The sequence below is a fragment of the Bacillus sp. FSL R5-0286 genome (assembly GCF_038593245.1).
Classification (GTDB): domain Bacteria; phylum Bacillota; class Bacilli; order Bacillales; family Bacillaceae; genus Bacillus; species Bacillus altitudinis.
In genome coordinates this window covers 2,792,140-2,813,586 of record NZ_CP151977.1, presented here as the reverse complement: position 1 = coordinate 2,813,586, position 21,447 = coordinate 2,792,140, and the positions used below count along the sequence as shown (strand labels likewise).

Below are 21,447 nucleotides of genomic sequence, written 5' to 3'. Positions count from 1 at the left end.
TCATGAAAACATTCGACAAAGGCACTGTGATTCGCACAGTGCTTCTTTTTATTGCGCTTATCAACCAAACGCTTGTCATGTTTGGACAAACAGTGCTGCCGATTAGCGAGGAGCAAGTGCAAACCGCAGGAGAGGCACTATATGTGGCAGGTTCCACAATTTTCACAATGGTCACTGCCGTGATCGCTTGGTTTAAAAATAATTATGTGACCTATAAAGGTCAATTGCAAAAAGATGCCCTGAAACAAAGAGGGTTAACAAAATAATTTTTGAAGGAGAAACAATATGGTGAAGATCATTCAAGCACTCATCCCAAAACAAAATCGCAACAGACCAGGAAACAGGATGAAGCCGCTCTATATTACGGTGCATAATACATCGAACACTGGACGGGGGGCTGATGCGGCAAATCATGCAGCATTTGTTGCTCGGGCAAGTACCGGGGTTAGCTGGCACTACACGGTCGATGATCAGGTCATTTATCAGCATTTACCTTTAAACGAAAATGGCTGGCATGCAGGAGATGGCAGGGGAACCGGCAATATGAAATCAATTGGAATTGAAATTTGTGAAAATGCAGGCGGTGACTTTGAACAAGCCGTTAAAAACGCCCAATGGCTCATTCGAAAACTGATGGGGGATTTAGGAATTCCTTTATCAAACGTGGTGCCGCATAAGCATTGGAGCGGGAAAGAGTGTCCGCGTAAGCTGTTAAATCGTTGGGATGGCTTCAAGGCTGGTATTGCATCAGCATCAAGTCAAATGACAACAGCTAAACCGGTGAAAGAAACATCTATCAAAACCATATCAACGAGATCAACATCTAAAACCAACAAGGTCAAAAAAACATACAGTTTGCCTGCAGGTATTTTAAAAGTGACGAAGCCTCTTACAAAAGGGTCAGCAGTAAAAGCCGTACAGCAAGCCCTAGCGGCGGTTTACTACTACCCGGACAAAGGAGCGAAAAACAACGGTGTTGATGGCTATTACGGACCGAAAACAGCGGATGCGGTCAAACGGTTCCAATTGATGCATGGACTTGCTGCCGATGGCATCTATGGTCCAAAGACTAAAGCGAAGCTCGAAAAGTTATTAAAATAAAAAGGGCAGGCGGTTATGCCTGCTCATTTCCAAAAAGTTTTATATCTTTTTTACCATTACTTTCTCGCCGTTAAAGTCCAGTTCACCATTAAATTGAAATCCGAATTTTAAATATAGATTTTTAGCAGGTTTATTTTCTTCATATATACTTAAGTAAATTTTATTGCATTTATAAATTTTAGTAAGGTGTCGAATCAGGGCATCAAGCATTTTCTTACCCAAACCTCTTCCTTGAAAACGTTCATCAATAAAGAACCGATCAAGCCAAACTCTCCCATCTTCGTTTGTTTTTGAATCCCCTGGAAATAAACCATACATCGCAAAACCGATTAGATCACCTTGATAGTAAAGTGCTGCTGGTTGATAATATTCACATTTTACAGCATCTTCTAAACAAACTTTTGATGACTCGACATAAGATTTTTGTTGTCCACTTACTTTTAAATCCAATACTGCCGCACGATTATGATCAGTTACCGGCTTTATTTCTATATTCATTACATATTCCTCCAATGTTGTTGTGTTTAGTATCGACTAGCGACTCTTAAAATTTTCTTATCCAAGTACATAAATCATAAAGTATACTGTTACCATATAGTCAAGGAGGATGTTATTTTTGAATAAAGATTTAAAGAAGTATTTCACAACAGGAGAGTTTTCAAAGCTTTGCGGCATAAAAAAGCAAACTCTTTTTCATTATGATGAGATAGGCTTATTCTCACCAGAAATTAAAAGGGAAAACGGTTACAGATATTATTCATATCATCAATTTGAAATTTTTCAAGTCATTAGTCTATTCAAAGAACTTGGTGTTCCATTAAAAGAAATAAAACGATTAATAAAGCAAAGAACACCAGCAAAGATATTGGAAGTTCTTAAAGAAAAGTCTATTGATATTGAAAAGAAAATTCATAAATTTAATCAGTTGCAAAAAATTCTAAAAACTAAAATGCAATTAATTGAACAGGCACTTGAAACTGATTTTTCATCGATTTCTTTAAAATTTTTACCCGAAGAAGAATTTATGTTAAGTAGAAAAACATTAAATTTATCTGAACGAAAATACGTGGCAGCAATTTCAGAGCTCATCCATCTTGCTCAACACTATGAGCTAGATGAAGGATATCCGATAGGAGGTATCCTTTCGCAAGATCAAATTCTAGGACAAGACTTTTATAATTACAGCCATTTCTATATGAAAATAAAGGGTTATTCAGAGAAAATAAATTATTTTATACGCCCAAAAGGTATGTATGCTGTAGGTTATGAGATTGGTGGTGAAATTGAAGATGCGTACCGTAGAATAATGGAATTCGTTGAAAATAAGGGATTAAAGATCGGTAAGAATGCATATGAAGAATATATGTTAGATGAGATGACAGTAGATGGTTACGAAAATACTTATGTTAAAATTCTTCTTCAAATTGAAGAGAGATAAACAAATGCAATTCAAACTCAATACGTCAAACAGATTAATAAATAAGAATTATGCAATGTGAAGTGCATGAAAATATTAAACCCCTTTCCTTAGTGGATTGGGGCTTTTTTATTTGTCTTAAATTACATACTTTACTACTAATACACCATTTGACATTCGGTCATTTGTAACTATGGAAATTACTGTATATTTTAAGTTATGCTTGATGGGATTAAAAAGGGGAGGGTTTGATTTGAATAAAAAATGGATAACAAGAGTTTCATTATCCATTGTAGCTGCGTTGGGTATCTCCTGTACGCTTGGAGAGTTTGCAGATGCAAAAGCTAATCAGCCACAATATGAACAAAAAACACCGTCTGAATCATTTACAAAAAACGATGCTGAATTATATCAAGGCGCGTTAGATCTTGGTCTAACTGACAATGACATCTTCAAAATCGACAGTCTTTTCGACAAAGAAGATAAAGCCACAGTACATAATCCTATACTTGTTGTGATCGGTATAATTACTGGGATGACCGCAATTGTGGGGAGTGGATATGCTGCCGGTCGCTATATCGCCAATCAACTTTATAAGCGCAAGCAGTTAACGAAATCAACTTACAAAAAACACAGATGGGGTTTCAGAGCTGCATTAGTACCGGTAATAGGTATTGCTGCGACATTTGGCTTTGATGACTACTATATGGATATTTAACATGTTTGAGTATATTTTGATTTTACTTATAGTTGCAACTTTGTTACTAACCGTCGTAGAGGTTTCAAAGATCAAACGAGAAAATAAAATCCTCAAAAATGAAATTGAGGATTTAAAGAAAAACATTAAAAAATGAAATTATTGGCCGCCTAGAAGGACGGCCTTTTTATTTTATTTGAGTGTTTTTAATCAAATGGCCCCAAGATGGCCCCAACTTGAAAAAAAGACGCAAAATAAAAATGTTGAAAATAAGAAAAACCCTTACAGCAGTAAGGGTTTTGTGTATGGAGCATAGCGGGATCGAACCGCTGACCTCTACGCTGCCAGCGTAGCGCTCTCCCAGCTGAGCTAATGCCCCGAAGTATTACGACATAACTTATTATAATCAATCCTCCTGTAAAATTCAAGCTGTAAAACACAAACACCCCGGCTATTTTTCTTTCTGATCAATCGGAATATAGTCAAAGATTTCTCCCGAATGAACCGAGTGGGCTAATCGTCTAAGCCAATCATAATAGGCTTTTGAGCTTTCAAGCTGTTCAATGAGCTGTTTCGCTTCCTCTCTTTCATGTTCCGCCGCCTGCTCATCACGAGCTACATCTTGAAGGCGTTCTTGCGCTTCTTCAATCGCTGCTAGATTGACCTCAACCTCTCGTTCCCATTTTTGCGGGAAGAAGTTCATGAAAAACTTAAAAAAGTCTTTCTCAGCAACAAAGCTGTGTTTTCTTCGGCCACGGTGAAAGGTCTTTTTGACAATATTCATGTCTTGCAGTTTTTTCACACCCGTACTCATACTAGGCTTACTCATTTGCAGCTCTTCACGCATTTCATCCAGCGTCATTTCCTCGTTTAAATACATCGTCCCATATAGAATACCCGCACTTCTAGTAATGCCATAGAGATCCATTGTTTCAGCGATGGAATCAATGACGAGATCTTTAGCAGCTAAAATGCGTTCCTCTGCTTGTGGCTGTTCCTGCTTTTTCATCTTGTCCCTGCTTTCTATTAAGTGAATTCAATACGTTCAAAAAAATCTTTATGGACTATATGTTAACGAAAGAATGCAAAATGTCAAAATAAAAGAAGCATATCCACCCTTTGACAGAAAAATTTGAACATGTTAAGTTAATTATGTTCAAAACGTTAAATTTTTATTTAACAAACTTACCAAAGAGAATCAGAGGAGGTTCCTTCTATGAGTCAAACACTATTTATCGATGGACAATGGGTTGGCGCTAAGAGTGGCGACACAAGAGATATCATCAATCCATTTAATCAAGAAGTGATCGCGACAGTCAGTGAAGGATCAAGAAATGACGCGCAGTTAGCCATTAAGGCAGCAAGAAAAACCTTCGATCAAGGTGATTGGGCAAACATGCCTGGACTTGAAAGAGGAAATATTGTGTTCAAAATTGCGGAATTGATTAGGCGAGACCTAGATGAATTAGCCAAATTAGAATCACTTGATACGGGCAAAACATTAGAAGAAAGCAAAGCGGATATGGACGATATTGCGAACGTGTTCCAATATTATGCGGGGATTGCTGATAAGGATGGTGGGGAAATCATTGCATCGCCTATTCCAAACTCAAAAAGCGAATTAGTCCGAGAACCTGTCGGTGTATGCGGTCAAATCACTCCTTGGAACTATCCATTGCTTCAAGCGAGCTGGAAAATCGCTCCTGCCCTTGCAGCTGGAAATACAATCGTACTAAAGCCAAGTGAAATTACACCATTAACCACGATCAAAGTATTCAAACTTATGGAAGAAGCGGGTGTTCCAGCAGGCGTTGCCAACTTAGTGCTTGGACCTGGAGCAACTGTTGGAGATGAGCTGGCTGTCAATGACCAAGTCGATTTAATTTCATTCACAGGCGGTATTGAAACAGGTAAGAAAATCATGCAGGGAGCCAGCGGGAATGTGAAGAAAATCGCCCTAGAGCTCGGCGGGAAAAACCCGAATATCGTCTTTCAAGATGCTGATTTAGACGTAGCGGTTGACCAGGCAATGAATGCTGTGTTTTTCCATGCAGGGCAAGTGTGTTCAGCAGGTTCACGCTTGTTAGTGGAAGAATCCATTCACGATGAATTTTTAGAAGAACTGGTGAAGCGTACGAAAAAAATCAAGCTAGGCAACGGCTTTGATGAAGGAACCCAGAGCGGACCGCTCATCTCAGCTGAGCATCGAGAAAAAGTAGAAAAATACGTCAGCATCGGTTTAGACGAAGGCGCAACATTAGAAACAGGTGGGAAACGACCTGATGCAGAGGAGCTTCAAAAAGGATTCTTCTACTTGCCGACGATTTTCTCAGGCTGTACATCAGACATGCGAATTGTTCAGGAAGAAGTGTTTGGACCAGTCCTCACTGTCGAATCCTTCCGATCAGAGGAAGAAGTCATCGAGCTGGCAAATGACACGATTTATGGTTTAGCAGGAGCAGTTTGGTCTTCTGATATCGGCAAAGCCGAACGAGTGGCTCTTCAATTAAGATTAGGCACGGTATGGATCAACGACTTCCATCCTTATTTTGCCCAAGCACCGTGGGGCGGATATAAACAATCAGGTCTTGGACGTGAATTAGGACGTACGGGCCTTGAAGAATATACGGAACTAAAACATTTATATCGAAATACAAAACCAGAAGCGGTTCATTGGTTTAAATAAATATCACTTATCTGGAGGAGATTCTATATGACTTTAAATATGAAAATTGAAAGCATGCAAAAATTCCATACGTTTGAAATTCCGACTGTCATCAAGCATGGCATTGGGGCAGTGAAACATGTTGGGGAAGAAGTGAAAATATACGGCGTTTCAAAGGTATTGCTTGTGACAGATCCTGGTATTTATCAAGCAGGTGTTGTAGATCCAGTGATTGCTTCATTAAAAGAAGCGCAAGTTGATGTGGTTCTATTTAATAAAGTAGAACCAAACCCGCCAGTCCGTTTAGTGAGTGAAGGATCTGCGTTATATGAAAAAGAAGGCTGTAATGGTTTAGTCGCAGTAGGCGGCGGAAGCTCAATGGATACAGCGAAGGCTATCGGTGTGGAAGCGACTCATGAAGGATCAGTTCTTGATTACGAAGCGGCTGAGGGGAAAAAACCGCTTGAAAATAGAATCCCTCCGTTAACCACAATTCCGACAACGGCTGGTACAGGTTCAGAGGTCACGCAGTGGGCAGTGATCACTGATGAAGAAAGGGAATTCAAATTCAACACAGGTGGACCGCTCATTGCAGCTCACCTAACAGTGATTGATCCTGAGCTTCATGTATCAATGCCGCCGCATGTGACGGCAATGACGGGTATCGATGCGCTTGCGCACGCGATCGAATGCTATACGATGAAGTTTGCTCAGCCAATTACAGATGCGGTAGCGCTCATGGCCATTGAATATGCTGCTCATTATATTCGCCGTGCCTTTGCCGATGGAGAGGATTTGGAAGCAAGATATGGCATGGCACAAGCTGCGATGCTTGCCGGACTTTCCTATGGCAGTGAATCAGCTGGCGCAGCCCATGCGATGAGCCAAACGCTTGGAGGCATTATTCCAGTCGCACATGGTCAATGTGTAGCGGCAATGATGGGACCTGTCATGGAATATAACTGGAAAGGGTACCCAGAGAAATTCGCTCGAATTGCGCAAGCATTCGGGATTGATACAAGCAGAATGACAACAGAGGAAGCTGCAAAAGCAGCAGTGAATTGGATGTATGATTTAGTGGAAGACCTAGAAGTTCCTTCATTAGAAGAACAAGGTGTACGAAAAGATATGATCGACCGTTTATCTAAAGAAGCAATGAAAGATCCGCAAACAGTTGGAAACCCAAGAGACCTGAACGAAAAAGCATACAACTGGATTTACGCTCGCTGCTTTGATTTAACACCTAAAACAGTGTAACAATGAAAAAAGGCTCCCAAAAGGGAGTCTTTTTTACATCTTATAGCTGTTCTTTAATTTCTTTAATTTGATGAATATGGCGCTTTTCATGTGCGCCGATAAAATCAAGGTATTGCTTTAATGAAAGCTCTTCAAACACAGGATGTGCAATCACGCGTTTGAAATCTTCCTCTGTAAACGTTGATAAAATTTGATTTAATTTCTCACGAGCTGTATCAAGCTCATCTTTTAAATGTGTAGGTGTCACATGCTTGCGCTCTGGCTCAACAATACTAGGCGCGGTGGCTTTTTTTGAACGAACCTCTGCCATTTCCACCGGCTTTGGCTCATATTCTTTAATCGGTGCTTTTTTCCCCTCGGCAGCTAGATGTTTTGCTGCAACTAGGTCCATCTTCTTTAAATGATCTGCAACTTCTTGAATACTCCAAGTATCATCAGATAATTTTTGATTTAATTGTTCTTCGCTCAATCCTTGCAGCTCCTGCCACAATTCTTGTCTTGCTTCATGTAATAAACTCATTTCTCTCACCTCAAGATCAAATTTTATCATACTGGTACAAGACAATCATTCTTTAGCTATCCGAGAAATCCTTTAATGAATTGTGATGAAAAATGAAACCTTTACAAAAGTGGTTCGTATTACCTGTTAGAAGGAATACACTTGGATGTGAGCATAGTCTAAATGAATGAAAGGCTGCTCATTTCATAAAGAAAGGGTGAGGAAGATGGATGTGTTTGGGCTGCCTCTTCAGACGCTGTACTTATACATATTGATGGTATCAGGAATCCTGACGCTTGTTTTCGTCTTTTTTGGCGATGTATTTGATGGATTGTTTGAAGCGATTCCTGTCCCGTTCCTTCAACCAACATTGATCCTCGCATTTCTTACCTTTTTCTCGGCTGGAGGATTTATCTCTGAAAAAACAGCAATTGTAGGAAGTGGACTTGGCGCCGTATTATCTGCCATCCTCGCAGTGGTTCTCGTTACTTGTTTACATGTATTTGTCTTAGTCCCGCTTTCCTCTGCTGAAGAATCTCTTTCATATACGGAGGCCGACCTAAAAGGAAGAACTGGGGAGATCATTGTATCTGTACCAAAAGATGGGTTTGGAGAAGTGCTGTTAATTAGTAACAGCGGAAAAATCTCAAAGCCTGCCGTCAGTTTCGATGAAGAGGAGATTCCATATGGAACCCGGGTGCTGGTCGTCGAAGTGAACAAAGGCGTGTTATCTGTTATACCAAATGAAGAAATCTAGGAGGGAATGCTATGCCAGGAACAACCATATTAATTATTATTGGAATTGTGCTTGTGATTCTCATTGCACTTATTGGTGTATTTGTTTCGAAATACCGGACTGCTGGTCCAGATGAAGCATTAATCGTCACAGGAAGTTACCTCGGAAGTAAAAATGTCCACGTGGATGAAGGTGGAAACAAGATTAAGATTGTAAGAGGTGGAGGTACCTTTGTACTCCCTGTTTTTCAACAAGCAGAGCCGCTCAGCTTACTATCTAGCAAGCTAGATGTTTCAACGCCTGAAGTCTATACTGAACAGGGTGTACCGGTCATGGCGGATGGAACGGCCATCATTAAAATTGGCGGATCAATTGAAGAAATCGCCACTGCTGCAGAGCAGTTTTTAGGGAAAACAAAAGAAGATCGTGAAAATGAAGCAAGAGAAGTACTAGAAGGACACCTTCGCTCCATTTTAGGGTCAATGACAGTTGAAGAGATTTATAAAAACAGAGAGAAATTTTCTCAAGAAGTACAGCGTGTCGCTTCTCAAGATCTAGCGAAAATGGGTCTTGTCATTGTATCGTTTACAATCAAAGATGTCCGTGATAAAAATGGCTATTTAGAATCACTAGGTAAACCTAGAATTGCTCAAGTGAAACGCGATGCAGATATTGCGACAGCAGAAGCAGATAAAGAAACACGTATCAAACGTGCAGAAGCAGATAAAGATGCGAAGAAATCTGAGCTTGAGCGTGCCACTGAAATCGCTGAAGCAGAAAAAATCAATGAGCTGAAAAGAGCAGAATTCAGACGTGAACAAGATACAGCAAAAGCAAGCGCTGACCAAGCGTACGATCTTGAAACAGCTCGTAATCGTCAGCACGTAACTGAACAAGAAATGCAAGTCAAAATCATTGAACGTCAGAAGCAAATTGAATTAGAAGAAAAAGAGATCCAGCGTCGTGAGCGTCAATACGATTCTGAAGTGAAAAAGAAAGCAGATGCGGACCGTTATGCTGTTGAGCAGTCGGCTGCGGCGGAAAAAGCGAAGCGTCTTGCAGAAGCAGATGCGAAGAAATACAGCATTGAAGCAATGGCAAAAGCAGAAGCAGAGAAAGTTCGGATTGACGGGCTTGCCAAAGCAGAAGCCGATCGTGCAAAAGGGGAAACAGAAGCAGAAGTCATTAGGTTGAAAGGACTTGCGGAAGCAGAAGCGAAAGAGAAAATTGCAGAAGCATTCGAACAGTATGGTCAAGCGGCGATTCTTGATATGATTGTGAAAATGCTACCTGAATATGCGAAACAAGTATCTGCTCCACTTTCTAACATTGATAAAATTACAGTTGTTGATACAGGTGGTAACGGGGAAGGCAGCGGCGCCAACAAAGTGACCGGCTATGCGACAAACCTTATGTCCAGTCTTCAAGAAAGTCTGAAAGCTTCCTCTGGAATTGATGTTAAAGAAATTATTGAGAATTTCTCTGGCAAAGGCAATGTGAAACAAAGCATCCAAGAACTGACGAATGAAATCAAACAGCCAAGAAAAAAAGAAATCGCTGATCGTCAAATAGAAGAATAAAAATCAAAAGACACCTTCTGATAGAGGGTGTCTATTTTACTTGGGGCACATGCCGGTGTCTTTTGATAGATGAAGAGAGATTCACAAGAATGCCTGCAGATATCATCATGAACACCAATGAAGATCCGCCGTAGCTAATAAAGGGAAGAGGAATGCCTGTAATGGGGAGAAGCCCAAAGACAGCTCCTAGATTAAAGGCTGCTTGAATCATAATTTGAAAAGTAAGCCCGATCGTTAATAGCTTTCCAAATGGATCTTGTAAACCTTGAACGATTCGAACGGCGCGATACATGATGAGTAGGTAGGCACCCATCACAAACAACAGCCCCATGATTCCCAGCTCTTCACTAATGATGGCCATAATAAAATCTGTATGGGCTTCAGGAAGAAATCCTAGTTTTTGAATGCTTCTGCCTAAACCATTCCCGGTCAGTCCTCCTGAATCCATGGCGAGATAGGAATGGATCAGCTGATAACCATCTCCATCTTCATACATGAAAGGATCACGAAAAGAAGTGATCCGTTTCAAACGATAAGGAGCGGTCACAGCAAAAAAAGTGATCCCTGCCGCAGCCGTCGAACCTAGTAGAATGAGGTGGCGTGTTTTAAGTCCAGCACATAATAAGACGATACCGCAGCTCAATAAAATAGAAACTGCTGTACCTAAATCTGGCTGTTTTAAAATCAATAAAAAGGCTAGACTTAAAAGAAGAAGTGGAGGTAGTACTCCTTTTTTAAAGGATGTAATGTACGCTTGTTTCCTTGCATATACATAGGCGAAATAGATGATCATCACTAATTTCACAGCCTCAGAAGGCTGGATGATCAAAGAGCCCAATTGAATCCATCGTTGTGAATTGTTTTTGACAACACCGATTCCAGGAAGCAGGACAAGGAGAAGACATAACAATGACAGCATCACAAGCCACCGAATCCATTTACGGTAAGCTTGATATGGAACAAGGGCCGCAGCGATGAAAAAGAAGAATCCAATCAAAAGCCATTGCCACTGTTTCATGAAGAAGTAGCTGCCCTTTCCATATTTTATTTCGCCTAAAGGATAACTCGCACTGTACACCATTAGTAATCCAAAGAAACAAAGACAAACAATCGTCCCAGCAAGAATGTGGTCGATTTTTTTTAGGTGAGAAAGAATCAATGACATCACCTTCAAACCCAGTTACGTCCAAACATGTAGGATGAGGACCTCAAATTGACACTAAACACAAGGCCAATGGCAATCATATTGGTTAAAAGCGCACTGCCTCCATAGCTGATAAAAGGAAGGGCAAGACCAGTCACAGGCATTAGCCCTACTGTCATCCCAACGTTTTGGAAGACTTGAAAGACGATCAGCCCAACCACTCCAGCACATATATAAAGCCCATAAAGGGTATTCGCATGCATAGCCACATGAATCATTCGATAGACCATCATAAGATATAAACAGATCAATAGGGAGGCGCCGATAAAACCAAACTCCTCGCCAATGACTGCAAATATAAAATCTGTATGGGCTTCAGGGATATTTCCCCCTTGTACTTGATTTCCTTTTGTATACCCGCTTCCTGATAATTGTCCTGACCCAATGCCAAGCATTGCTTGTTTCAGTTGATACCCATATGTCGAATCAAATTCATCTGGGGAGAGCCACCCATAAATGCGATCAAGCTGATGAGGTTTAATCACTTTTGTAAAGTGCTCAAAATGTTCATTGTGCAAGTAGGTCAAAAATGCAAGAAGCGCGAGAAAAGAAGCGATTAATGCAGCGATCATCTTACTTGAAATGCCTGACACAAGCATCAGTGTAAAAGCAATAGACAAGATCACAAGTGCCGTCCCCAAATCTGGCTGAATTAAAATCAGGAAAAAAGGAACGGCGGTCCAGCATATGATGTTCATTGTAGGAATCATGCTTTCTTTAAACGAAAAGCGCTGATGTTTGTATCGATTTAAAATAGCCGCTAACAGAAGAATGACAAAAATTTTCATAAATTCTGATGGTTGCACTTTCATGGGCCCCAAGCTGATCCATCTTTGGGAGCCATTTTGATTCGTGCCAAAAAAATGAACGAGAATGATGAGGAAGAGACCACCTGCAAATAATCGAAAAGATAACCGCTCAAGCAGTTCATAATCAAAGTAAGCAACTGCCGCCATAAGGCCAAAGCCGACGATATACCAGAAAACTTGTCTTTTGACGAAATAAAACATATCTTGCGTTTCATACTGTCCCGATCCGCTATACACAGCCAGCAGGCTGATCACAAAGAAGCAAATGACAGTGAATAATAGTGCGAAGTCAATGCTGTTCTGTTTTTTCATGTCTCCGTCACCTGCTATGACCTATTTGTCAGCTGGTTTAATACGACCTGCACCGCTGCAGCGTCATCAATATAGCCGATCGGAAAAATATAATCTGGTATTAAATCAACGGGCATAATGAAGTAAAGTAATGCGCCTCCCATCAACATCAATTCTCGAGAAGTCCCCCGTCCGCTCATGAACGAGCAGTACATGCTTTTCAATTGATCAAGAAATGGCCCAACACCACTTATCGTATCTATCTTTTTTTCAAACTTTGCTGAGATCGTTTCTTTTCCCTCGTCTGATTGACTATAGGTCTCATATTCATTTAGCTTCTGTTTCAGTTCATTCTCGCTGAATTTCCCGTCATAGACATCATGATCTTTCAGCGTTCGCTCAATCTCTTCTACTGCTTGAATGAACGTATTACCGTGAACTCTTTCGTTTTTAATTGAAAATCCAGCCGTGGCCAATAGATGATCTAAAGAAATGTGGAGAGCATCTGAAAGCCGCTGTAAATGGTTCAAAGTCGGTTTTCTTTTTCCGTTCATGATTCTAGACAGTGTGGCTTTATCAATTTCTGTTTGTGTACTGAGTTCTCTTAATGAAAGAGAACGTATTTGCAGTTGTTCTTTTAAAAACTGCCGAAGCTCAGTTGTTTTAAATTCCATCTCTTTCTTCACCCTTTTCGTAAAGTTCAACTCTTCAATAGAAGAAGTCGTACCCAATATATAGGGGTGTTGACAAAATGTCAACGAATATCCATTAAGGATTGAATTTTATAAAATAGCAACTTATCATATGAAACATAGAGTAAGAAATGGCTAAAAGGGGTGTGCAGATGAAGGTTAGACATGCAGTACATAATGATATTCCTAAAATTGCCGAAATTCATGTGAAGAGCTGGCAAACGACTTATCATGGCATTATTTCACAAGAGTATTTAGATGCTTTGAATGTAGAGGAGCGGGAAGAGAGCTGGAGAAGCAGGTCGCTTGAAGGCACGTTTGTCGCAGAGGATGCTGACGGAGTATTTGGTTTTGCTTCCTTCGGAAAACAGCGTGATGAGAGATATTCAATATATGATGGCGAGCTTTATGCCATCTATTTGTTGCAGAGAAAACAGAAATCAGGAGCGGGTATGGCTTTGATTGCAAAAGGTGTGGATTATTTAATAGAGAAAGGCTATCAGAATATGCTGCTCTGGGTATTTGAGCAAAATTCAGCGAAGCAATTTTATCAAAAACTTCAACCTAGTTTTGCCGTCACCAGCCAGTTTGAGCTGGCTGGTGAGAACCATGAAGAAATAGGGTATGGATGGGAACTGTCTGTCCTAAGTGATCATGTTCAACAGATTATATCGTCAGCTTCCAGTAATAATGAGAGAAAAAAGTAAAAAGGGTGGCGAGTAAAATATAAGATATAAAAGGAGAAGCCTCTACTTTACCTTTCACACCTGCTATTTTTAATGCCTCATAGAAACTGGCCAAAAAGTAGGCGAGACTGAGGATGTAACAGCACAGCATAATGGAGTAAGGATTCATTGTCGTACCTCCAGCATGAAATCTTCTACTATTAATAGATTCAATAGAGCAGCAAATTATGCATAAAAAAATAACCCGCTGAAACAGCTGGGTTATTTTTGTCGAGGAAAAACCAAACGAGACGCACTAGGGATGAGTAAACAAAGAACAATACTACAAATGATAAATGAAGGAATCATATATGTGCTGTTATAAACTAATGAATACACCCATCCTGGTGTTCCTTTTGGTGCATAATGAGAAAAGAAAACAACACCTGAAATAAAGAACGTCAGCAGTCTGAAGAAACTGGCGACAAATACAGCTAGGATAATATAGAAGAATTGTTTCTTTCGCTTTTTATCCTGAATGGCTTTTTTAATTGATCCTGAGAATAGCCCGCTTAAACAAATCACAACAGATGCGACAAAGTAATCGAGAAACCCTTGTACAGGTGTAGCAATAATAGGATTGTTCATCAGCTGCAGTCCTGCGATTAACACACCGATGATAAATCCAGCAGACACGCCCCATCTAATGGACATGAGAATGACAGGAATCATGATCAGTGCAATTGACCCGCCGTTTGGCATTCTTAAAAAGAGACCTGATAAATAATCTAAAACAAGTGCAAGAGAAGTCATGATGGCGATCTCCATCAGTCGTACTAATTGATTTGATTGTTGCATAAAAAAATCCCCTTTTCACGAATTGTGCAAGGAGAGACCATGTCAGGATGAGTATGTGATTCATAGAAAAACATATCGGCTTGCATACATGCATGTATGCAAGTGATTCCACATTCCTACTTCAGTATTAACTGACAGGTTCAAAGGGTCAGAACAACGAATTGTTCACTCTCAGCACGAAGCTCCCCCTGCGGTTATTAAATTTCAATCTATTATAAATATACTAAAGACCTACAGGATCAACAATAGTGAATTACGGAGTTAAGCCCTTTTTGTACGAATATATAGGAAGAGATCAGGAAAAATAAATTATTTAGAAAAAATACTTGTTTCTTCTTTTAAAAGGTGTTATATTTGTATTCGCCGCTGAAACAGCGCGGTTGAGAAATAACATTCAAGAAAAAGGTTGTTGACTTCATCTTGATAGAATGTTATATTAATAAAGTCGCCTCTGAGCGATAACGAAGATGATCTTTGAAAACTAAACAAGACAAAACGTACCTGTTAATTCGAGTTTTTATAAAAAAATCCTATGATACATCATAGGTAGTCAGTCAAACGCTGACGAGGCAGGAAATGATCACATGCTAAGTTCGCTACATCGTGTAGCAACGCATGTGTGATATGCATCCTGCATACCTCGGAGAGTTTGATCCTGGCTCAGGACGAACGCTGGCGGCGTGCCTAATACATGCAAGTCGAGCGGACAGAAGGGAGCTTGCTCCCGGATGTTAGCGGCGTACGGGTGAGTAACACGTGGGTAACCTGCCTGTAAGACTGGGATAACTCCGGGAAACCGGAGCTAATACCGGATAGTTCCTTGAACCGCATGGTTCAAGGATGAAAGACGGTTTCGGCTGTCACTTACAGATGGACCCGCGGCGCATTAGCTAGTTGGTGAGGTAACGGCTCACCAAGGCGACGATGCGTAGCCGACCTGAGAGGGTGATCGGCCACACTGGGACTGAGACACGGCCCAGACTCCTACGGGAGGCAGCAGTAGGGAATCTTCCGCAATGGACGAAAGTCTGACGGAGCAACGCCGCGTGAGTGATGAAGGTTTTCGGATCGTAAAGCTCTGTTGTTAGGGAAGAACAAGTGCAAGAGTAACTGCTTGCACCTTGACGGTACCTAACCAGAAAGCCACGGCTAACTACGTGCCAGCAGCCGCGGTAATACGTAGGTGGCAAGCGTTGTCCGGAATTATTGGGCGTAAAGGGCTCGCAGGCGGTTTCTTAAGTCTGATGTGAAAGCCCCCGGCTCAACCGGGGAGGGTCATTGGAAACTGGGAAACTTGAGTGCAGAAGAGGAGAGTGGAATTCCACGTGTAGCGGTGAAATGCGTAGAGATGTGGAGGAACACCAGTGGCGAAGGCGACTCTCTGGTCTGTAACTGACGCTGAGGAGCGAAAGCGTGGGGAGCGAACAGGATTAGATACCCTGGTAGTCCACGCCGTAAACGATGAGTGCTAAGTGTTAGGGGGTTTCCGCCCCTTAGTGCTGCAGCTAACGCATTAAGCACTCCGCCTGGGGAGTACGGTCGCAAGACTGAAACTCAAAGGAATTGACGGGGGCCCGCACAAGCGGTGGAGCATGTGGTTTAATTCGAAGCAACGCGAAGAACCTTACCAGGTCTTGACATCCTCTGACAACCCTAGAGATAGGGCTTTCCCTTCGGGGACAGAGTGACAGGTGGTGCATGGTTGTCGTCAGCTCGTGTCGTGAGATGTTGGGTTAAGTCCCGCAACGAGCGCAACCCTTGATCTTAGTTGCCAGCATTCAGTTGGGCACTCTAAGGTGACTGCCGGTGACAAACCGGAGGAAGGTGGGGATGACGTCAAATCATCATGCCCCTTATGACCTGGGCTACACACGTGCTACAATGGACAGAACAAAGGGCTGCGAGACCGCAAGGTTTAGCCAATCCCACAAATCTGTTCTCAGTTCGGATCGCAGTCTGCAACTCGACTGCGTGAAGCTGGAATCGCTAGTAATCGCGGATCAGCATGCCGCGGTGAATACGTTCCCGGGCCTTGTACACACCGCCCGTCACACCACGAGAGTTTGCAACACCCGAAGTCGGTGAGGTAACCTTTATGGAGCCAGCCGCCGAAGGTGGGGCAGATGATTGGGGTGAAGTCGTAACAAGGTAGCCGTATCGGAAGGTGCGGCTGGATCACCTCCTTTCTAAGGATATATGGAGCAGCGTACGTTTTTCGTCTTGTTTAGTTTTGAAGGATCATTCCTTCAAAACATGTCTCTAGCGAGACAGGATTGTTCTTTGAAAACTAGATAACAATAAGTAATACATTCACATTGAATGCAATGCAAAGTTCATCACACATAGTGATTCTTTCTAAAGTAAGAAATGGTTAAGTTAGAAAGGGCGCACGGTGGATGCCTTGGCACTAGGAGCCGATGAAGGACGGGACGAACACCGATATGCTTCGGGGAGCTGTAAGCAAGCTTTGATCCGGAGATTTCCGAATGGGGAAACCCACTGCTCGTAATGGAGTAGTATCCATACTTGAATACATAGAGTATGAGAAGGCATACCCGGGGAACTGAAACATCTAAGTACCCGGAGGAAGAGAAAGCAAATGCGATTCCCTGAGTAGCGGCGAGCGAAACGGGAACAGCCCAAACCAAGAGGCTTGCCTCTTGGGGTTGTAGGACACTCTATACGGAGTTACAAAGGAACGATATAAGCGAAGAGGTCTGGAAAGGCCCGCCAAAGAAGGTAACAGCCCTGTAACTGAAATGTTGTTCTCTCCAGAGTGGATCCTGAGTACGGCGGAACACGTGAAATTCCGTCGGAATCCGGGAGGACCATCTCCCAAGGCTAAATACTCCCTAGTGACCGATAGTGAACCAGTACCGTGAGGGAAAGGTGAAAAGCACCCCGGAAGGGGAGTGAAATAGATCCTGAAACCGTGTGCCTACAAGTAGTCAGAGCCCGTTAACGGGTGATGGCGTGCCTTTTGTAGAATGAACCGGCGAGTTACGATCCCGTGCAAGGTTAAGCAGAAGATGCGGAGCCGCAGCGAAAGCGAGTCTGAATAGGGCGCATGAGTACGTGGTCGTAGACCCGAAACCAGGTGATCTACCCATGTCCAGGGTGAAGTTCAGGTAACACTGAATGGAGGCCCGAACCCACGCACGTTGAAAAGTGCGGGGATGAGGTGTGGGTAGGGGTGAAATGCCAATCGAACCTGGAGATAGCTGGTTCTCTCCGAAATAGCTTTAGGGCTAGCCTCAAGGTAAGAGTCTCGGAGGTAGAGCACTGATTGGACTAGGGGCCCCTACCGGGTTACCGAATTCAGTCAAACTCCGAATGCCGATGACTTATCCTTGGGAGTCAGACTGCGAGTGATAAGATCCGTAGTCGAAAGGGAAACAGCCCAGACCGCCAGCTAAGGTCCCAAAGTATACGTTAAGTGGAAAAGGATGTGGAGTTGCTTAGACAACCAGGATGTTGGCTTAGAAGCAGCCACCATTTAAAGAGTGCGTAATAGCTCACTGGTCGAGTGACTCTGCGCCGAAAATGTACCGGGGCTAAACGTATCACCGAAGCTGCGGACTGTTCTTACGAACAGTGGTAGGAGAGCGTTCTAAGTGCAGTGAAGTCAGACCGGAAGGACTGGTGGAGCGCTTAGAAGTGAGAATGCCGGTATGAGTAGCGAAAGACGGGTGAGAATCCCGTCCACCGAATGCCTAAGGTTTCCTGAGGAAGGCTCGTCCGCTCAGGGTTAGTCGGGACCTAAGCCGAGGCCGAAAGGCGTAGGCGATGGACAACAGGTTGATATTCCTGTACCACCTCCTCACCATTTGAGCAATGGGGGGACGCAGGAGGATAGGGTAAGCGCGGTATTGGATATCCGCGTCCAAGCAGTTAGGCTGGGAAATAGGCAAATCCGTTTCCCGTGAAGGCTGAGCTGTGATGGCGAGCGAAATTTAGTAGCGAAGTTCCTGATTCCACACTGCCAAGAAAAGCCTCTAGCGAGGTGAGAGGTGCCCGTACCGCAAACCGACACAGGTAGGCGAGGAGAGAATCCTAAGGTGATCGAGAGAACTCTCGTTAAGGAACTCGGCAAAATGACCCCGTAACTTCGGGAGAAGGGGTGCTTCTTAGGGTGTTAAAGCCCCGAGAAGCCGCAGTGAATAGGCCCAGGCGACTGTTTAGCAAAAACACAGGTCTCTGCGAAGCCGTAAGGCGAAGTATAGGGGCTGACGCCTGCCCGGTGCTGGAAGGTTAAGAGGAGCGCTTAGCGTAAGCGAAGGTGCGAATTGAAGCCCCAGTAAACGGCGGCCGTAACTATAACGGTCCTAAGGTAGCGAAATTCCTTGTCGGGTAAGTTCCGACCCGCACGAAAGGCGCAACGATCTGGGCACTGTCTCAACGAGAGACTCGGTGAAATTATAGTACCTGTGAAGATGCAGGTTACCCGCGACAGGACGGAAAGACCCCGTGGAGCTTTACTGCAGCCTGATATTGAATGTTGGTACAGCTTGTACAGGATAGGTAGGAGCCTTGGAAACCGGAGCGCTAGCTTCGGTGGAGGCATCGGTGGGATACTACCCTGGCTGTATTGACCTTCTAACCCGCTGCCCTTATCGGGCAGGGAGACAGTGTCAGGTGGGCAGTTTGACTGGGGCGGTCGCCTCCTAAAATGTAACGGAGGCGCCCAAAGGTTCCCTCAGAATGGTTGGAAATCATTCGCAGAGTGTAAAGGCACAAGGGAGCTTGACTGCGAGACCTACAAGTCGAGCAGGGACGAAAGTCGGGCTTAGTGATCCGGTGGTTCCGCATGGAAGGGCCATCGCTCAACGGATAAAAGCTACCCCGGGGATAACAGGCTTATCTCCCCCAAGAGTCCACATCGACGGGGAGGTTTGGCACCTCGATGTCGGCTCATCGCATCCTGGGGCTGTAGTCGGTCCCAAGGGTTGGGCTGTTCGCCCATTAAAGCGGTACGCGAGCTGGGTTCAGAACGTCGTGAGACAGTTCGGTCCCTATCCGTCGCGGGCGCAGGAAATTTGAGAGGAGCTGTCCTTAGTACGAGAGGACCGGGATGGACGCACCGCTGGTGTACCAGTTGTTCTGCCAAGGGCATCGCTGGGTAGCTATGTGCGGACGGGATAAGTGCTGAAAGCATCTAAGCATGAAGCCCCCCTCAAGATGAGATTTCCCATTCCGCAAGGAAGTAAGATCCCTGAAAGATGATCAGGTTGATAGGTCTGAGGTGGAAGCGTGGTGACACGTGGAGCTGACAGATACTAATAGATCGAGGACTTAACCTATATTCTAATGTGAAAAATGAACATTGTTATCTAGTTTTGAGAGAACATTCTCTCCATCAGGTTTGGTGGCGATAGCGAAGAGGTCACACCCGTTCCCATACCGAACACGGAAGTTAAGCTCTTCAGCGCCGATGGTAGTTGGGGGTTTCCCCCTGTGAGAGTAGGACGCCGCCAAGCTTTTCAAAGGATCAGTTCCAATCGGAACTGGTCTTTTTTGTGCTGTTTGAAAGAAGATCACCTTGATACAGATGTGGTATAAATCAGGTTGTTTTAATTCACTATAAGCGTGGAGATGCTCTAAATTAACGTGAAAGTCTGTGAAGCATGTTCACTTTTAAGTATGGAGAAAAGTAATAGAGAGAAAGAATAGCAGGTGTATAGATGCCTGATACAAATTCATTCATTTAAATGGAGTTGTATAAGTCTATTTTATTGAAATCAAAACATTCATTGCGTTTAACAGTTGAAATAAAGAAATATCTATATCATTAAAGTATAAAAATTGAAAGGCTGCTGATATTTTTAAAGGATTTACTCGTTTTTAAAGAGAATATAGAGAAGAGAAATACAGCTGTTAATCGTTGAATTGAAGCTGTTTTGACTGGTAACATAAACATCATCTGTTAAAAGAAATACGTCATGAAAAATGAAATAAAATTTTTTTAATATAGCCTTTACAAATGAGTGAAACCTGTATATAATAATCTTTGTCGGATCGAGAGATTCCTACATAGTGGAGGATTAGCTCAGCTGGGAGAGCATCTGCCTTACAAGCAGAGGGTCGGCGGTTCGAGCCCGTCATCCTCCACCATATTTATTCTTACATAATGTTAGGATAGATAAAGCCGGTGTAGCTCAACTGGTAGAGCAACTGACTTGTAATCAGTAGGTTGGGGGTTCAAGTCCTCTTGCCGGCACCACTTTCATATGGTAAGATAGACAAGTCGCTTTAAAAGCGAGCCATTAGCTCAGTTGGTAGAGCATCTGACTTTTAATCAGAGGGTCGAAGGTTCGAGTCCTTCATGGCTCACCATTTTCATGCGGGTGTGGCGGAATTGGCAGACGCGCTAGACTTAGGATCTAGTGTCTTTATGACGTGGGGGTTCAAGTCCCTTCACCCGCATTGCCAAACAACATAAAGAAATCCTGTAATGCGGAAGTAGTTCAGTGGTAGAACACCACCTTGCCAAGGTGGGGGTCGCGGGTTCGAATCCCGTCTTCCGCTTATACCATCCACGCCGGGGTGGTGGAATTGGCAGACACACAGGACTTAAAATCCTGCGGTAGGTGACTACCGTGCCGGTTCAAGTCCGGCCCTCGGCATTATAAAATAAGCGCCCGTAGCTCAATTGGATAGAGCGTTTGACTACGGATCAAAAGGTTAGGGGTTCGACTCCTCTCGGGCGCGCCATTAAGATCGGGAAGTAGCTCAGCTTGGTAGAGCACTTGGTTTGGGACCAAGGGGTCGCAGGTTCGAATCCTGTCTTCCCGACCATCTTTTATGGGGCCTTAGCTCAGCTGGGAGAGCGCCTGCCTTGCACGCAGGAGGTCAGCGGTTCGATCCCGCTAGGCTCCACTTTTCAAAAGATTATTTTATATCATGGCGGTGTAGCTCAGCTGGCTAGAGCGTACGGTTCATACCCGTGAGGTCGGGGGTTCGATCCCCTCCGCCGCTA

General features: G+C 43.3%; 16 protein-coding genes, 11 tRNA genes, 3 rRNA genes and 1 riboswitch. Of the genes, 22 read left to right on the top strand and 8 right to left on the bottom strand.

Features of this window, described 5'->3' with window-relative positions; all coding sequences use genetic code 11:
- Positions 1-2: 2 nt before the first annotated feature.
- Entirely contained in the window at positions 3-266 is a 264-nt protein-coding gene (locus NST24_RS14550; protein ID WP_019743388.1) for a phage holin, read from the top strand.
- 19 nt (positions 267-285) lie between these two features.
- Positions 286-1,101 (top strand): N-acetylmuramoyl-L-alanine amidase, encoded by an 816-nt coding sequence (locus NST24_RS14545; RefSeq protein WP_251210402.1) that lies wholly within the window; start codon positions 286-288, stop codon positions 1,099-1,101.
- Between the two features lie 39 nt (positions 1,102-1,140).
- Here NST24_RS14545 and NST24_RS14540 read toward each other — a convergent pair whose 3' ends face one another.
- The gene (locus NST24_RS14540) at positions 1,141-1,599 is read right to left on the bottom strand and encodes a GNAT family N-acetyltransferase (RefSeq protein WP_081124222.1); all 459 of its coding nucleotides are present in this window, start codon (positions 1,597-1,599) and stop codon (positions 1,141-1,143) included.
- A 118-nt stretch (positions 1,600-1,717) separates the two neighbouring features.
- On the opposite strand from NST24_RS14540, the gene NST24_RS14535 reads away from it, so the two are divergent.
- Entirely contained in the window at positions 1,718-2,539 is an 822-nt protein-coding gene (locus tag NST24_RS14535; protein WP_024719675.1) for a GyrI-like domain-containing protein, read from the top strand.
- Positions 2,540-2,771: 232 nt separating this feature from the next.
- Positions 2,772-3,236, top strand: coding sequence for a hypothetical protein (locus NST24_RS14530; protein ID WP_024719674.1), 465 nt, complete (start codon positions 2,772-2,774; stop codon positions 3,234-3,236).
- Between the two features lie 285 nt (positions 3,237-3,521).
- Here NST24_RS14530 and NST24_RS14525 read toward each other — a convergent pair.
- Positions 3,522-3,594 (bottom strand) — tRNA-Ala (locus NST24_RS14525).
- Positions 3,595-3,666: 72 nt separating this feature from the next.
- Positions 3,667-4,224 (bottom strand): GbsR/MarR family transcriptional regulator, encoded by a 558-nt coding sequence (locus NST24_RS14520; RefSeq protein ID WP_024719673.1) that lies wholly within the window; start codon positions 4,222-4,224, stop codon positions 3,667-3,669.
- 207 nt (positions 4,225-4,431) lie between these two features.
- Between NST24_RS14520 and betB the strand changes: the two genes are divergently transcribed.
- Both betB and NST24_RS14510 read left to right on the top strand, forming a co-directional pair.
- Positions 4,432-5,901 (top strand): betaine-aldehyde dehydrogenase, encoded by a 1,470-nt coding sequence (gene betB / locus NST24_RS14515; RefSeq protein WP_178929950.1) that lies wholly within the window; start codon positions 4,432-4,434, stop codon positions 5,899-5,901.
- Between the two features lie 27 nt (positions 5,902-5,928).
- Positions 5,929-7,137 (top strand): iron-containing alcohol dehydrogenase, encoded by a 1,209-nt coding sequence (locus NST24_RS14510; RefSeq protein ID WP_178929951.1) that lies wholly within the window; start codon positions 5,929-5,931, stop codon positions 7,135-7,137.
- 40 nt (positions 7,138-7,177) lie between these two features.
- Here the strand turns inward: NST24_RS14510 and NST24_RS14505 are convergent, their stop codons facing one another.
- Positions 7,178-7,657 carry a DinB family protein gene (locus NST24_RS14505; RefSeq protein WP_178929952.1) on the bottom strand — a complete coding sequence of 160 codons (480 nt, stop codon included), beginning with the start codon at positions 7,655-7,657 and terminating at the stop codon, positions 7,178-7,180.
- Between the two features lie 205 nt (positions 7,658-7,862).
- On the opposite strand from NST24_RS14505, the gene NST24_RS14500 reads away from it, so the two are divergent.
- Both NST24_RS14500 and NST24_RS14495 read left to right on the top strand, forming a co-directional pair.
- A complete protein-coding gene (locus tag NST24_RS14500; RefSeq protein WP_017367919.1) occupies positions 7,863-8,393 on the top strand; it encodes a hypothetical protein in 531 nt (176 codons plus the stop codon).
- Between the two features lie 11 nt (positions 8,394-8,404).
- Positions 8,405-9,952, top strand: a complete 1,548-nt coding sequence (locus tag NST24_RS14495) for a flotillin family protein (RefSeq protein ID WP_008344044.1) — start codon at positions 8,405-8,407, stop codon at positions 9,950-9,952.
- Positions 9,953-9,983: 31 nt separating this feature from the next.
- Here the strand turns inward: NST24_RS14495 and ftsW are convergent, their stop codons facing one another.
- The 3 genes from ftsW to NST24_RS14480 are packed head-to-tail and all read right to left on the bottom strand — an operon-like array spanning position 9,984 to position 12,930.
- Positions 9,984-11,126 (bottom strand): putative lipid II flippase FtsW, encoded by a 1,143-nt coding sequence (ftsW, locus tag NST24_RS14490; RefSeq protein ID WP_178929953.1) that lies wholly within the window; start codon positions 11,124-11,126, stop codon positions 9,984-9,986.
- The gene (rodA, locus tag NST24_RS14485) at positions 11,123-12,277 is read right to left on the bottom strand and encodes a rod shape-determining protein RodA (RefSeq protein WP_047946758.1); all 1,155 of its coding nucleotides are present in this window, start codon (positions 12,275-12,277) and stop codon (positions 11,123-11,125) included. The genes ftsW and rodA overlap by 4 nt, the downstream gene beginning before the upstream one ends.
- Before the next feature lie 14 nt (positions 12,278-12,291).
- Entirely contained in the window at positions 12,292-12,930 is a 639-nt protein-coding gene (locus tag NST24_RS14480; RefSeq protein ID WP_041507659.1) for a DUF1232 domain-containing protein, read from the bottom strand.
- 170 nt (positions 12,931-13,100) lie between these two features.
- On the opposite strand from NST24_RS14480, the gene NST24_RS14475 reads away from it, so the two are divergent.
- Complete coding sequence (locus tag NST24_RS14475) at positions 13,101-13,655, top strand: GNAT family N-acetyltransferase (protein WP_024719667.1); 555 nt, start codon at positions 13,101-13,103, stop codon at positions 13,653-13,655.
- 240 nt (positions 13,656-13,895) lie between these two features.
- Here NST24_RS14475 and thiT read toward each other — a convergent pair whose 3' ends face one another.
- Entirely contained in the window at positions 13,896-14,471 is a 576-nt protein-coding gene (gene thiT, locus NST24_RS14470; protein ID WP_007500615.1) for an energy-coupled thiamine transporter ThiT, read from the bottom strand.
- Between the two features lie 96 nt (positions 14,472-14,567).
- Positions 14,568-14,670, bottom strand: a riboswitch (TPP riboswitch).
- Positions 14,671-15,108: 438 nt separating this feature from the next.
- Between thiT and NST24_RS14465 the strand changes: the two genes are divergently transcribed.
- The 13 genes from NST24_RS14465 to NST24_RS14405 all read left to right on the top strand — a co-directional run bounded on the left by NST24_RS14465 (position 15,109) and on the right by NST24_RS14405 (position 21,447).
- Positions 15,109-16,657: ribosomal RNA gene (locus tag NST24_RS14465) — 16S ribosomal RNA — on the top strand.
- A gap of 183 nt (positions 16,658-16,840) precedes the next feature.
- Positions 16,841-19,771: ribosomal RNA gene (locus NST24_RS14460) — 23S ribosomal RNA — on the top strand.
- A 61-nt stretch (positions 19,772-19,832) separates the two neighbouring features.
- Positions 19,833-19,948: ribosomal RNA gene (gene rrf, locus NST24_RS14455) — 5S ribosomal RNA — on the top strand.
- Together the 16S, 23S and 5S rRNA genes form the textbook arrangement of a ribosomal RNA operon.
- A gap of 558 nt (positions 19,949-20,506) precedes the next feature.
- Positions 20,507-20,582: transfer RNA gene (locus NST24_RS14450), tRNA-Val, on the top strand.
- 33 nt (positions 20,583-20,615) lie between these two features.
- Positions 20,616-20,691: transfer RNA gene (locus NST24_RS14445), tRNA-Thr, on the top strand.
- Between the two features lie 37 nt (positions 20,692-20,728).
- Positions 20,729-20,804 (top strand) — tRNA-Lys (locus NST24_RS14440).
- A 7-nt stretch (positions 20,805-20,811) separates the two neighbouring features.
- Positions 20,812-20,894: transfer RNA gene (locus NST24_RS14435), tRNA-Leu, on the top strand.
- 30 nt (positions 20,895-20,924) lie between these two features.
- Positions 20,925-20,996: transfer RNA gene (locus tag NST24_RS14430), tRNA-Gly, on the top strand.
- A gap of 12 nt (positions 20,997-21,008) precedes the next feature.
- Positions 21,009-21,094, top strand: a tRNA-Leu gene (locus NST24_RS14425).
- An 11-nt stretch (positions 21,095-21,105) separates the two neighbouring features.
- Positions 21,106-21,182: transfer RNA gene (locus NST24_RS14420), tRNA-Arg, on the top strand.
- A 7-nt stretch (positions 21,183-21,189) separates the two neighbouring features.
- Positions 21,190-21,266: transfer RNA gene (locus tag NST24_RS14415), tRNA-Pro, on the top strand.
- A gap of 8 nt (positions 21,267-21,274) precedes the next feature.
- Positions 21,275-21,347 (top strand) — tRNA-Ala (locus NST24_RS14410).
- A 26-nt stretch (positions 21,348-21,373) separates the two neighbouring features.
- Positions 21,374-21,447 (top strand) — tRNA-Met (locus tag NST24_RS14405).